10 protein-coding genes and 1 riboswitch are annotated in these 14,209 nt (G+C 47.1%); of the genes, 6 read left to right on the forward strand and 4 right to left on the reverse strand.

Features of this window, described 5'->3' with window-relative positions; all coding sequences use genetic code 11:
• Positions 1-96: 96 nt before the first annotated feature.
• Complete coding sequence (locus KDK16_RS12170) at positions 97-2,655, reverse strand: hypothetical protein (RefSeq protein ID WP_257276326.1); 2,559 nt, start codon at positions 2,653-2,655, stop codon at positions 97-99.
• 51 nt (positions 2,656-2,706) lie between these two features.
• Positions 2,707-5,256: a hypothetical protein gene (locus tag KDK16_RS12175; protein WP_257255352.1), complete on the reverse strand. Its 2,550-nt coding sequence runs from the start codon at positions 5,254-5,256 to the stop codon at positions 2,707-2,709.
• Between the two features lie 390 nt (positions 5,257-5,646).
• Between KDK16_RS12175 and xerC the strand changes: the two genes are divergently transcribed.
• The 3 genes from xerC to KDK16_RS12190 all read left to right on the forward strand — a co-directional run bounded on the left by xerC (position 5,647) and on the right by KDK16_RS12190 (position 8,087).
• Positions 5,647-6,660 carry a tyrosine recombinase XerC gene (gene xerC / locus KDK16_RS12180; RefSeq protein ID WP_257255351.1) on the forward strand — a complete coding sequence of 338 codons (1,014 nt, stop codon included), beginning with the start codon at positions 5,647-5,649 and terminating at the stop codon, positions 6,658-6,660.
• Positions 6,657-7,364 (forward strand): HAD family hydrolase, encoded by a 708-nt coding sequence (locus tag KDK16_RS12185; protein ID WP_257255350.1) that lies wholly within the window; start codon positions 6,657-6,659, stop codon positions 7,362-7,364. Before xerC ends, KDK16_RS12185 begins: the two co-directional genes overlap by 4 nt.
• A gap of 168 nt (positions 7,365-7,532) precedes the next feature.
• Positions 7,533-8,087, forward strand: coding sequence for a hypothetical protein (locus KDK16_RS12190; RefSeq protein ID WP_257255349.1), 555 nt, complete (start codon positions 7,533-7,535; stop codon positions 8,085-8,087).
• 67 nt (positions 8,088-8,154) lie between these two features.
• Here KDK16_RS12190 and thiD read toward each other — a convergent pair whose 3' ends face one another.
• On the reverse strand, positions 8,155-8,973 hold the full coding sequence (gene thiD / locus KDK16_RS12195; RefSeq protein WP_257255348.1) for a bifunctional hydroxymethylpyrimidine kinase/phosphomethylpyrimidine kinase: 819 nt from the start codon (positions 8,971-8,973) through the stop codon (positions 8,155-8,157).
• A riboswitch (TPP riboswitch) is annotated at positions 8,971-9,073 on the reverse strand. It overlaps the preceding gene by 3 nt.
• Positions 9,074-9,226: 153 nt before the next feature.
• A complete protein-coding gene (mutM, locus tag KDK16_RS12200) occupies positions 9,227-10,042 on the reverse strand; it encodes a bifunctional DNA-formamidopyrimidine glycosylase/DNA-(apurinic or apyrimidinic site) lyase (protein ID WP_257276327.1) in 816 nt (271 codons plus the stop codon).
• A 200-nt stretch (positions 10,043-10,242) separates the two neighbouring features.
• On the opposite strand from mutM, the gene KDK16_RS12205 reads away from it, so the two are divergent.
• From KDK16_RS12205 to KDK16_RS12215, 3 genes are all read left to right on the forward strand, one after another.
• A complete protein-coding gene (locus tag KDK16_RS12205) occupies positions 10,243-11,640 on the forward strand; it encodes an MATE family efflux transporter (protein ID WP_257255346.1) in 1,398 nt (465 codons plus the stop codon).
• Positions 11,641-11,966: 326 nt separating this feature from the next.
• The gene (locus KDK16_RS12210) at positions 11,967-12,884 is read left to right on the forward strand and encodes a hypothetical protein (protein WP_257276328.1); all 918 of its coding nucleotides are present in this window, start codon (positions 11,967-11,969) and stop codon (positions 12,882-12,884) included.
• A gap of 134 nt (positions 12,885-13,018) precedes the next feature.
• On the forward strand, positions 13,019-14,029 hold the full coding sequence (locus tag KDK16_RS12215) for a tryptophan--tRNA ligase (protein WP_257276329.1): 1,011 nt from the start codon (positions 13,019-13,021) through the stop codon (positions 14,027-14,029).
• Positions 14,030-14,209 lie beyond the last annotated feature (180 nt).

Raw genomic sequence — 14,209 nt, forward strand, 5'->3', positions numbered from 1 at the left:
AGATTGCCTCCACATCTGAGGAATGGCAGGAGGTGTTGAGGTGTGACTAAGAGATAGTTGGAGTCGGCGTATGCTGTGGTGAAGCATCCGTTATGGCTACCTTACGTCATATTGTACATTGGTAATCGTAAATTCCTGTCTCTCCTTTGTAACCATGAACGCGTCAAAATAATCGAAAGGTGCCCTTCCTTGCAGAATTTTCACTGCTTCACCTGTTTCACCTTTTTTAGGATCTGCGCGGTGATAGAGAGGTAGCTCCATCTCGTCAGCAATTTCCCGTGCGGCATCAATGAACAATAAATCACTCTTATCGGGGTAGGCCTTCTCAAGAAATAACGCAGGGCGATCATCCTGATCCAACACCATACGGATAACACTTCTGCTGAGGATATCTCCTTTGGCGTTCTTTCTAACAATCATTGCATTGCGTCCATCCATCACGTAGCTCATCAGTCCTCTGCTGTAATCCTGAGCGCCGTCCGGTGTTAAACAAGTGCGAACTTCAAGCCCACTGATAAAAAGATCCCAGGGATCTTCCGTCAGCTTCAGGGTTTCTCCCGGGGACAACAGCTTGCTTCGGGTTTCTTCGCTGAAGTCACTGAAGTTCGCCCCCCAACCTGCTTTGAATTGGGGATATATCCGGTAAACGGCCTTCAAGTGTGGATTGGTCAGCGGTGACTGCCTGCTCTCAATAAAAGTATTGCTGGCACTGGTCTCTGTAAACTGAAGGATAAGGTCTGTAAGTTCTGTATTTCCGTATTCTTCCATTGATGCCATGTAAAAAGGCAGGAGATAGTGGTGTCGTTGTCTCCATAGCCATTGTGAGACCTCCTTACTTTTTCCCACTAAAGCGTCAGCCCCTTTTTCGGCAATCAACAATGGCAATCCTTCTTTCTGACAGCTTAAGCCCATGCTGTCCAGAAATTGATTAAACCTGTCTCCCATGTTGAGTATCATGTAGAGCAAACCCAGTTTTTCACAAGTCAGGCTCTGGGTAAGCTTTTTCAGGGTCTGCATTACCATTGCTTTATTCATATCATTGCTGGCCAATGCCCGCTCAAGAGTGACCAGCCACTGGTGGAAAACCTTGCCATCTTTCATCCGTCGCCTGCTAGCGCTAGAAGCTTGCAGACATTTACAGAGTTCCTCAATGTCATCTTCTGAGATGACATCGGGTACAAATGCCAACCATTGCAGCGGGGCCAATCGCAAATGATCTCCGCCCTTGATTCCGGACTCACCCAGTATTTGCTGTATTTTCGGAGTACTCTGAATCAGGCGGGCGAGCCCACTGATCAGATAGGGAATATTTTTTTTATTGCCATGTTTCATGATGGCCCTGACAAAATGATCCAATACTGAAGTATCCATTATTTCTTTGGATGATTTGCAAGCGGCAATGATCATCAAAAGTCGATGCACTTTCACTTTGATAACGGGCACATCCTCAGGTAGTGGCGTAGCAGCATACTTGCTCTCCAGGTTGTCAACTGCAGTGAGCAATACCTGTGAATATTCCGGGGTTATTTTACCAATGTTTGCTCTGAGTGCGGTTAGATAACGGGCCAGCGGTTTGCCTTCAAGTAAAACAAACCCATTGATATCACTGAGTTGTTTGAGCTCTTCAAACTGCAAGGCAACAGGAGCAGGAGCTTTCAATATATTTGCCACGGCATCAATATAACGGCAATAATCGATGGAACCTTGTTGTTTTGCCAAATAGGCCAGCTCTTTAGCAATATGCCAGATGTTATCTGAATTAGTGTTATACAGAACCGATCTAATGTACGACATTAACTCAGCAATATCAGCTTTCTCTGAAAAACCGGAACAGGCTGCATAGAGATACAACAATCTTCTTGTACAGCATTTGAAATCTTCATCAACAAAAATGTTTGGTAAATAGCCATCCACGTCAACTCTTGGAATAAATTTTTTTTCGATATTGTCAACTTCACTCAGCAGCTGTCTGGCAAATTCGTTATTTTCCGATTCGAGGGTTTGCCTGATCTGCAAAAGTCCGTCCTTGACCAGTTTATCATCCTCCAGAGGGTTTAATGCTGTCAGCTTTTCATTGATTACACTGTTCTCCTCTGCCGGAGAAGGCGAATCAGGAAGACGTTGAAACAGGTTCTTTGCTTCCTCGAACCGGATGGATAAAGGAATCCTCTCAAGGTACCTGGGGACCATTTCAGCTGGCAATTCAAACTGTTCATCAGCAGCCAACATAACCCGGAGTTTTTCAGCCGTGTTTAAAAAATTTTTTTCGAATAGCTTTTTTACCGTCTTGGAAGCATCAGTTCTCATGCACTCATGAAAAACGACACATTGCACTTCTTTGGTGGGTGACTTTTCTATTGCCCCATCATGAAATTGTTCCATAAGAGAGCTGGCGGCCAACTGGATAGCTTCAGCTTTTGAACCGGGTAATTGTTTCTCAAGATCAGGTCGAAGATTAACCAGCCGTTCAAATAGCTGTTTACTTCCATCGGTATTGGAGGTTTGCTCTGACAATACGGTGATGCCATCATGCAGCTCTACCTGCTTGCCAAGAAACTGAACGGAACCATCTTGTGCTGAAAAGCCAATGGATGATTTCATGATCAATGCATGCAGCTGTTGAAGTGTCAGGCCATTTAGCTGATAAGGATTCATTTTACTTCTCTGGCACGGTGGCCGCATGCGATGGATAAGAAGCTGTTATGGCTACCTTGAATCACGTTTTACTTTGGTGATAGTTAGTTTCTGTCTCTCCATTAATAATGGGAACTCGTCAAAATAATCAAAAGGCGCCCTTCCTTCCAAAAGTTTCAATTCTTCACCTTTTTTAGCCTCCACGCAGTGGTAAAGAGGTAGCTCCATCTCTTCAGCAATCTCCCGTGCGGCATCAATGAACAACAAATTATTCCCATCGGGATAGCCCTTCTCAAGAAATAACGCGGGGCGATCATCCTGATCAAACACCATGCGAATAACGCTTCTGCTGAGAATATTTCCTTTTTGGTTCTTTTTGACAATCATGGCATTGCGTCCATCCATCACATAGCTCATCAATCCAGATCTATAACTCTTCAGGCCATCCGGTGATAGACAGGTTTTAACTTCAAGTCCACTGATAAAAAGATCCCAGGGGTCTTCTGTCAGCTCCAGAGTTTCTTCCCGGGACAACAGCTTGTTTCGGGTTTTCTCACTGAAGTCACTGAAGTTCGCCCGCCAACCTGCTTTGAATTGGGGGAAGTCCTTGTAAACGGCCTGCAAGTGTGGATTGTTCTGCGGTGATTGCCTGCTCCTGATAAAAGTATTGTTAGTACTGGTCTCTATAAACTCGTAGACAAGGTCTGTAATTTCTCTATTCCCCTCTTCTATCATGGTTGCCATGTATAGAGGCAGGAGATGGTAATGTCGTTGTTTCATTAGCCACTGCGAGAACCCTTTATTGGCTCCCACCAAAGCGTCCATCCCTTTTTCAGCGATCAACATGGGTAATCCTTCCTTCTGACAGCTAAAGCCCATGCTGTCCAGAAATGTATTAAACCTCTCTCCCATGTTGAATATCATGTAAAGCCAAACCAGTTTTTCATAAGTCAGACTTTGTGTGAGCTGTTTCAGGATTGGCATTACCATGGCCTTATTCATAACCTTGCTGGCCAATGCTTGCTCAAGAGTAGCCAGCCAATGATGGAAAACCTTGCCATCTTTCATTTGTCGCCTGCTAGCGCCGGAAGCTTGCAAAGATGCGCAGAGTTCCTGAATGTCATCTTCCGAGATGGTATCGGGTACAAATGCCAGCCATTGCAGCGGGGCCAGTCGCAAATGATCTCCGCCCTTGATTTCGGGCTCACCCAGTATTTTCTGTATTTTCGGGGTACTCTGAACCAGGCGGGCCAAGCCACTGATCAGATAGGGAATATTTTTTTTATTGCTATGTTTCATGATGGCCCTGACAAAATAATTCAACACTGAAGCATCCATTATTTTTTCGGAAGATTTACAAGCGGCAATAATCATCAAAAGTCGATGCACTTTCGCTTTAATATCGGGCTTGCCTTCAGGTAGTGATATACGAGCACATTCGTTTTCCAGGCCGTCAACTGCATCGAGCAATACCTGCGAATATTCCGGGGCCATCTTATTAATGTTTGCTCTGAGTACGGTTAGGTACTTGTCCAGCGGTTTGCTTTCAAGTAAAGCAAACCCTTTGAGATCACTGAGTTGTCTGAGCTTTGCAAACTGTAAAGCAACAGGTGCAGGTGCTTTCAATACATTGGCCACGGCACCAATATAACGGCAATAATCGATGGAGGCGGGTTGTTTCGACAAGTAGGCCAGCTCTTTAGCTATATGCCAGATGTTATCTGGAACTTCGTTATTTGGCTCGATGATATAAAGAACAGATCTAATGTACGACATTAACTCAGCAATATCAGCCTGCTTTGAAAAACCGGAACATGCTGCATAGAGATACAGCAATCTTCTTGCATAGATTTGAGAATCGATATAATCATCAACGTCTGATAAACGGCCGTTCCATCCAACTCTTGTGATAAATTTTTTTCCAATATTGTCAACTTCACTCAACAGCTGTCCGGAAAGTTCGTTGTTTTCCGATTTAAGGGTTTGTCTGACCTCCAAAAGTCTGTCCCTGAACATTTTATCAGGGCTTAATGCTGTCAACTGCTCATTAATGACATTGTCCACCTCTGGCAGAGAAGGCATATCAGGTAGACGCTGAAACAGGTTCTTTGCCTTCTCAAATCCGATGGATAAAGGAATACTCAAAACTATCCAATTGCACTCTAAAAGTGGACCTTTATACGCTTCTTCAGCAGCCAACATAATCTCGAGTTTTTCAGCCCAACTTAGAGAATTTGTTCTGGATAACCTTTTTACCGTACCCACAACATCAAGTTTCAGGCACTCTAGAAAAACGGCACATAGCACCTCATTGGTGGGTGACTTTTCAATTGCTTCAAATTGAAATTGATCCACCAGATTCCTGGCGGTTATCTGTATAGCTTCCGCTTTTGAATCAGAGCGTTGCGTCTCAGGATCGGGTTGAAGATTAACCTGCCGTTCAAATAACTGCTTACTGCCAGCAGTATTGTAGGTTTTCTCTGATGGTGCGGTGATGTCGGCTTGTCGCTTTACCTGCCAGCCAAGGTACTGAACCGAGTCATCTGCTGAAAAGCCGGTGGGTGGCTCCATGTCCAATGTATGCAGCTGTTGAGTCAAACCATTTAACTGATAAAAATCCATTTTACTTCCCTCGCACGGTGCGCATATGCTGTGTTTTGCATCCGTTGTGGATGACTGACATCACGCTCAAAATTGTCCTTGCAGTACCAACCTGATTGAGTCAAACCGAATCAGATATAACTTGGACTATTTATCCAATAATTAGTTCCAACCACTGCCATGGCCAAGTTCAGGTTAAGTGTTGGCCCACTCCCCGAAGCCAGAAAACTCAGGTGATTACTGAAATCTTCGCTTTTCCCACTGCAGAGATCGAGGGTTTGGGTCTTGCGCGAATTGAAGATAAAAGGTTAGTGAAACCCTGTGGAATTTCAAAAGAACTATCGTTTTCGATATTGCATGGCGACAGGCGTTAGTGAATGATGAACAGAAGCCGTTACCAAAGGTTATGTCATGCCCTTCCTGCAACAGGATATTGATGCTTTTCTCAATTATCTCAAGTTTGAAAAAAACAGCTCTATTCACACCTGCTCGGCGTATCAAAGAGATCTGGGCAAATTACTCAGACAGGCTGAGACGCTTGGCATTACTCACTGGCAAAAGCTGGAAGAGCGTCAGCTGCGGACATGGCTGGCAGAATTACATGGCAAGGGTCTTGGGCAGAAGAGTCTGCATCGTCTGCTTTCATCCGTTCGTAGCTTTTATCGTTATCTTAACCGTGAGGAAAAGGTTAAAGATAACCCTGCCCAGAGGGTCACCGCACCCAAGGTGGGCAGGAAGCTGCCTGTCACCATGGATGCCGATCAACTCACTGCGCTTCTTGATCGGAATGATGATGATCCATTAGTGATCAGGGATCTGGCTATCCTTGAACTCTTCTACTCCTCAGGACTGCGCCTGGCGGAATTGGTTGGATTGGATCTCAACAGTTTTCAGGATGAGTTCAGGCAGGTGACAGTTCTGGGCAAGGGCAGAAAAGAACGATTGTTGCCAGTGGGTCGAAAGGCTCGTGAAGCCATAAAAAAATGGCTGTCCGTCAGAGTTATTTTTCCTGAAAAAGACAGCGAGGCGCTGTTTCTCTCAAAACAGGGACATCGTATCAGTGCCCGTCAGGTGCAAAACCGTGTGAGCCAGCTTTCCAGAGAAGCCGGACTCTCAGGACGAATGCATCCTCACCTTTTGAGACACTCTTTTGCCAGTCATCTGCTGGAGTCCAGTGGCGATCTGAGGGCAGTTCAGGAGCTGCTGGGGCACAGTGATATCGCCACCACCCAGATATATACCCATCTTGATTTTCAGCATCTGGCCGACGTATATGATAAGGCTCATCCGAGAGCACAGAGAGTCAGTAAGGAGTCCTCTGTTTATGAAAAGTCTCACAAAGAGGAAAGACTGACCGAAGATCAAGAGCCTTCAGCTAACAAAGAGCCTTCAGCTAACAAAGAGCCCAAAAGGAAAAAACAATGATAAAGCTGATCACTTTCGATCTGGATGACACACTCTGGGAAAACATGCCAGTGCTGATTCGGGCAGAACAGAAAGCCTGGAAAAAACTCTGTGAATACTGGCCAGAAACCCACGAGAGAATGACACCCAAAGAAGTGTTCGAGTATCGGGTCAAACTGTTGGAAGATCGTCCGGAGCTCAGATATCAGATTACGGAACTGCGCCGGTTTTCTCTGCAGAAGGTTCTGCAAAACTGTGATTGTCCTGAATCAAGAGCTGAAGAAATTGCCGGTGACCTGATGCGGGAGTTTATGGAGTGGCGTCATGATGTGAAATGTTTTCCGGAAGTTCAGCCGGTTCTCTCTCACCTGTCAGCAGACTACACTCTGGCTGCGGTCACTAATGGTAATGTCGATGTAGAGAAATTATCGGTCAGTGAGTTTTTTGATTTTGCTCTCAAGGCAGAAGATTACAACAGTCTGAAACCGGAACCGACTCTATTTTTGAAAGCCATGGAACGTGCCGGAGTTACTCCGGACGAGACCCTTCATGTAGGAGACTGCCTGAAAGCCGATGTGGCAGGTGCCGGAGCATTGGGAATTGGTACCGTCTGGTTTAATCCTGCTGATAAGGCATTCAGTGGCGATCGCAGACCTGATTATGAAATTCGATCACTAACCGGTCTGCTCAGAGTTTTGGACAAGGATCTTCAGCCAGAATATTAAATACCTGACCAGTTAGTTTTGCCTGACGGGGCAGGTGTTTAATTCCGTCTATTGCCAGGATCAGAGGCAGTGAGACAGTGCTGTCCTCTGGTATTTTTTGTCAGGCATCTCTGGGACTTAATATATATTTCATTGATCTATATGTTTTTCGATACCGGGGAACTGACAATGAAACTTAAATATGCAGCTTGTATAGTAATACTTCTGTCTTTTACTTGTTTGCACGCTGATGAAGTAGAAAAACAGATAATAGGCACTTGGCTTGTCAGAGATAATTCACCTGTTAAGAAATATATAACTTACCACCCACCTCGTCGCACTACAAACCCGACAAAGTTTCGAATTAGAGGTTTCAGAGAATACTGTAGTCGGGACGTATTATACGGCAGATATGATGTAGTTATGGACATTCCGGGACTTAGTCATAAAGTAATAGGTATTTCTGGTGTATGGTTTTTCCCGAGAGACTCAGAGGAAAAGTTGATCTTAGACTATGGCTGCAAAGACGCTGATCCAGATAATATTAAACCACGCCCAAACGAATGTATTTGCCCGCCTGATGGTTTTTTAGCTACTACCAGAATTCTAAAAGCTGATGATAAGGAATTTATCTACGAAGAATACAATCCAGAAAGTAAGGTATTTGACAGAAACAACGCTGTAAGAGTTCCAGTGCAGTCACTGGAACAGATAAAGCAACTACCGTATCACGATGAAATCTGATTTACTTTTTTGATGCCAGACAGGCAAAGCAGCATCTCTTACTGCGACATCAAACATTCAGACCAGATCACCAGATTTTGTAGAAGTGGTGTACAGGTCCGTTGCCTTGGCCTATGTTCAGCTGATCGGCGTGGGCAATGGCTTGCGCAATGTATTTTTTAGCCTCTGGGATGGCTTCTCTCATGGTGTAACCACGAGCCAGTAATGCGGTAATGGCTGAGGACAATGTACAGCCTGTACCGTGAGTGTTACTGGTGTTTATCCAGTTGGATTCCAGTCGGTGCAGAGACGTACCGTCGTGATAAAAATCGACGGCCTTATTATCACTATTGTCGCCACTCAGGTGACCACCTTTCAGAAGGACCGCTTCAGAGCCCAGCGCCAGAAGAGGCTCAATCATATCGATCATCTGGTCGGGATTTTTGGGCAATGGACGATCAAGCAGCACCGCAGCTTCATGCAGGTTGGGTGTGATCAGGCTGGCTTTGGGAATCAGTGATTGCCTGAGGGTCTCAATAGCGGCCTGTTGTAGCAGAACATCACCGCTGGTAGCCACCATTACAGGGTCAACCACAAGATAAGCCGGACCGAAGTGAGTCAGAGTATCCGCTACCGTCGTGATAACATCTGGCTGGCTCAACATGCCCACTTTTACGGCCCTGATAGCGAGGTCCGAGAATACTGAATCCAGCTGTTGACGGACAAAGGCGGGTTCAACGTCAAGGATACCCTGAACGCCCTGAGTATTCTGGGCAGTCAGAGCGGTAATGACACTGCAGCCATAAGCGCCCAGTGCTGAAAAGGCTTTCAGGTCTGCCTGTATACCGGCACCACCACCACTGTCTGATCCGGCAATGGTAAGGGCGACAGGCGTCTCATTAGTCATCGTCATTGTTCGGTTTCCTACGCCGGCATCATCCGGTTCAGGTTCAATGGGTCTCTCTCAGTCCGGGAAACATTCATCCCGGACACCCCAACCAGCGGTGCGAGTCTATTTTGTTTCTATAGTGATGTCTATTGCTCAAAAGGCCCGTTACATCCCCGCTCAGGAAATTTTGGCTGATAGTGAAGGAAGAAGCGGTGTATTTCCCGAAAGTCATGCTCCTGATCGCCAGTCATCATCATGTTCTTTCTTTGGATTACCGCTGGCATCTTTTACAGTAGCAGGTACTGCGATTACCCAGCCGGATCTCAACTATCGGTGTTGAGCAATGAACGCAGGGTTCCCCCTTGCGTCCATAAACAGCCAGTTCTTGTTTGAAATAGCCTGGCTTGCCGTCACCCCCGACAAAATCCCTCAGGGTGGTTCCACCCTGCTCAATGGCTTTTGCCAGAGTCTCTTTGATGCTTTCGGTCAGTCGCTCGTAGCGGGCTCTGGAAATTTTTCCGCAGGGCCTGTCAGGCCGGATACCTGCTTTGAACAGGGCTTCGTTGGCGTAGATGTTCCCGACCCCGACGACCACATGGTTGTCCATGATGAACGTTTTTACCGGCTGTTTTTTTCCCCGGGATTTGAGATGAAGCCTACGGGCTGTGAATTCATCACCGAGAGGTTCCGGACCGAGTTTGCTTAACAAGTCATGTTTCATGATATCGTCGTCGACCCACAGAACCGCCCCGAACCTCCTCGGGTCGGTGTATCTCAGCGTTATCCCATGACTGAAAACCAGGTCGATATGGTCATGTTTCCGGGCTTCCTGTGGTTCTTTCAATATGCGCAGGCTTCCGGACATCCCCAGGTGAACCAGCAGGGTTCCAGCGTCGGTTCTGATCAGAAGATACTTCGCTCGTCTTGCGACAGAACGGATAACCCGGCCAGATAAATGCTGCTTTAAATGTTCCGAAACCGGCCAGCGCAGTTGCGGATTGCGGACGATAACATCCGACACGGTCTGACCTACAATATGAGGTGCAATGCCCCTGCGGGTCGTTTCAACTTCAGGTAATTCAGGCATCCACCGACAGTAGCAAATATGTCGTCAAAAGGCGATGTGATCGGCCTCTGATGGCAAAGGAAATAAGTAGAAATCCCGCGCCGGACCCCAGAAAGTAACGGCAAATTAGCCATATCAAATGCTGTCATGTGACTGATAAGATGGTTCCACTTTTATCCCGGTTCAGTTTTGGTAAAAGCACACCATAGCAGTGAGAGAAAATGACAGCCAACCCAACTTTATACCAACGATATTCCAGGGAACTTAGAGAACTTATTTATTTATCAGCCCCGATTCTGGGTGCGCAACTGGCGACCACTGGCATGGGCTTTGTGGATACCAGTATGGCGGGTCAATATTCTGCACAAGATCTGGCGGCAGTAGCCATTGGCTCCAGTATCTGGGTCCCGATTTATCTGTTAATCAGGGGTATCCTAATGGCGACGACACCGACAGTCGCCCATCTGTTTGGCGCCCAAAAAGTTGACCTGATTGCTTCACCGGTTCGACAGGCCATGTGGCTTTCTCTGGCGTTAAGTGTGGTCGGCATGGTCTTGATGATGAACCCTATGCCACTGCTCAATGTTCTGGAAATCAATGCCGAAATGGCTGCTAAGACGGAAGCCTACCTGGAAGCATTGGCCTGGGGGGTACCCGGCATCTGTTTATATCAAACCATGGTCAGCTATTGCGAAGGGCGCGCTATTACCAAACCGGCCATGCTCATCAGCTTTGTCGGTTTGTTGATCAACATTCCGGTTAATTATGTATTGATCTATGGCAAATTCGGCTTTCCTGAAATGGGTAGCGTAGGCTGTGGTTATGCAACAGCCATTTGCTTTTGGATCATGTGCCTGTTGATGTTCTGCTATACCCGGTTCAATCAAAAGCATACAGAAGTGAATCTGTTTGATCGCTTTGAATGGCCTGCAATGAGCCGTATTGTTATTCACCTGAAACTGGGTGTCCCCATCGGTCTGGCCATCTTTTTTGAAGCCAGTATCTTCTCGGCAGTGGCTCTGGTCATCGGCAAACTGGGAGCAGTGACCGTCGCAGGTCACCAGATTGCATTGAATCTCGCCAGCATGGCCTTTATGGTGCCGTTGAGTATGTCCATGGGAATAACCATCCGGGTAGGTCAGGCTTTGGGTGCCGGTGATCCTCAGGCTGCGAGATTCTCAGGGTATTCTGGTATCGTAGCGACCCTGCTGACTGCTACTCTGATAGCGGCTGTGATGTGGGCGTTTGCCGATGCTCTGACATCGCTCTATACCCAGGATGCTGCAGTTAAAGCACTGGCTGCCCAGTTGCTGATTTTTGCAGCACTCTTCCAGTACGCCGATGGTATTCAGGTTGCTTCCAATGGTGCCTTAAGGGGCTACAAAGATACCCGGGTACCGATGATCATAATTCTGATTGCTTGCTGGGGTATAGCCCTGCCACTGGGCTATACTTTGGGGCTGACGGATTTTATTGCCGATGAACCCATGGGCCCCCACGGGCTCTGGATTGGACTAGTACTGGCACTGACGCTTTCTGCTTTATTCCTGCTGCTCCGCTTCAGATCGTTGAGCAGGAGAGCCGTTGCAACGCAATTGTTTGCCATGAAAGTCAATTGAATAGTGAGAAGTCTGAGAGTCCAGTGCACACCTGCTCTGTCAGGGGCGGCTGTGTGATGCCGGATGGGATAAAACCAATAAAAATAAGATACGACACATCATGAGAATGTCCTGTTCGGGCAGACTTGTCAGGCGTTTGCTATGATCAGTCGGTGCATGTTTAGTCTTGGTTGCTCAGAATCAAGCTGACGAATTCCCCAGACTTTTAGTGCATGATTAAGGTGACTTTTGTCGTTCGTTTTTAAATTGATTCTAAAAAAAGTCGCTTGACGTTTTTTGCTCTTTCCCTGCATCCGTTTTACTGAACAATGAAAAAAGAGTTATTTATGAAACCCCTCATGCATAGGCTTTTTTTTACGCTGCTTTTATTGTCCACAATTACCCTCAATGTTCGTGCCGATACCTGTCCCAGGGACATGCAAGCTGATTGCGGCTCTGGCATTATGAAAGATGCTGGCGAATCAGCGGCAGACATCGTTAAGGCTGCTCATCCCAATGTTTTGGTGTGCATGCCTTCCGGCCAAGGAGTAGATGCTGGCAATGTAATTGGTAAGGTCATCCCGGGAACCGAACCCGGTTCCTCTGTCTGTGAATACCCGCGATTAATCAATGCTACAGTCGTGGACACACAGGTCACCGCCAAATTCGATTGGCTTGACACAACTTATGAGCAGCTTGCCACCTGGCTCACTTCCTTTGCTCATATTGAAAAAAACGGCAACAGCTATTATTACGTGTCCAAGGGCACAGACCAGAACACGGGGCACCCGGACATCTGCGTCCAGTCTACTCCCGGCAAAGGGTTTGAATTTGGATATGAAACTGTATCAGATAATGGTCAGAAGTCATGCGGGTTATTTGTTGGTGCGCTGTATTTATCACCTTTCTTCCGTACTCCAGGCGACCAGACCGATGGCGATAGGGTCAGCACTAGCGATAGAGGGAGTGATAGAGAGAGTGGTAGCAACAGCTATAGCGACGAAGATGATTTCTGCTCCAAATGTGAGAGTGAATCGTTCCATTCTGACTGCCCCAGATGCGAGTGCAGTGTAGAAAAGTTCTCTACCAAATGTGATCTGTGTAATGGTAATGGCTGCGGCATTTTTCGGTGCTCTCTTTTTACAGGTTGGGCTGATTGCCCCGAGAATTCTCACGTCTGCGACCATATTACCTGCCCCGGTTTTAGCTGCCCAAAAAAACCCGTCTGTTGCAGGAAGCGCTGTCACAAGAAACCAGCGGGTTAGCTACTATTCGCCGGTTAAAAAAAATCAGGCCTCAGAGTCCTGGTTGAGCTGCATGCGTTGCCTCTTCTATAATGCCGCCTTCCAGTTTTCAGTGAAGTGCTCATTGCCACTTCATGAGGCCCATGAGTGACCCCATGACAAAGACCAAAGTATTAACCGGTATTACCACCACAGGCACGCCGCATCTGGGCAATTATGTGGGGGCTATCCGTCCTGCGATTGAAGAAAGCCTTGACGAAAACATTCAGTCCTACCTGTTTCTGGCTGACTACCATGCCCTGATCAAGGGGCGTGACCCCAAGCGCATTCATCAATCCGGGTTGGAAATTGCTGCTACCTGGCTGGCCCTGGGTCTTGATACTGATCGAGTCACTTTCTATCGCCAGTCTGATATCCCGGAAATCATGGAGCTGAACTGGATTGTGGGTTGTATGACCGCAAAAGGTCTTATGAATCGTGCCCATGCCTACAAGGCTGCTACCCAGACCAATCAGGAAGCGGGCGAGTCTGATCTGGACAAGGGCGTCCTGATGGGGCTGTTTAATTACCCGATTCTGATGGCGGCGGACATCCTGATGTTCAATGCCAACCGTGTTCCAGTCGGCCGTGATCAGGTTCAGCATCTGGAAATGGCTCGGGATATTGCGGGTCGAATGAACCATCACTACAAGACTCAATTTGTGCTGCCAGAAGCCGTAGTGGGTGAAAACACGGATGTTCTGAATGGTCTTGACGGCCGCAAGATGAGCAAGAGCTACGACAACACCATTCCGTTGTTTGTGCCTGAGAAAAAGCTACTCAAGCTGATTCGCAAGATTAAAACCAACTCTCTGGAGCCAGGTGAACCTAAAGATCCGGAAACCTGTACTCTGTTCCAGATCTTCTCAGCCTTTGCGACGGAAGAAGAGGTGGCTGAAAAACGTGAGCAGTATGAAGCCGGTGCTGGTTGGGGGGATTTGAAAAATGAACTCTTTGATTACATCAACAATCTACTCAGGGACCCTCGAGAGCGTTATAACGATCTGATGGCTGACCCGGCATTCATTGAAGCTGAGCTGAAAAAAGGTGCGGACAAGGCCCGTGCTGAAGCAGCGCCCTTCCTTCAGGATATTCGCAATAAAGTGGGTATCCGTCCTTTTGCCTGATTTTCGGGGTTTACAGTCAGCCCACGGGGCTGGCTGCATCCGACAAAAATTTAACCTCCGCTTGTCTCTGATGCATCTTTCCAAAAGACGCTACCTATAGCCGAAAGAGTGCTCCCTGCGACTTGGCAGGGAGGTGAATTTCGTCAGCCCGTCAGGGCTGATCCTGGTTCTCAATATACT

The sequence above is a fragment of the Endozoicomonas sp. SESOKO4 genome (assembly GCF_024606275.1).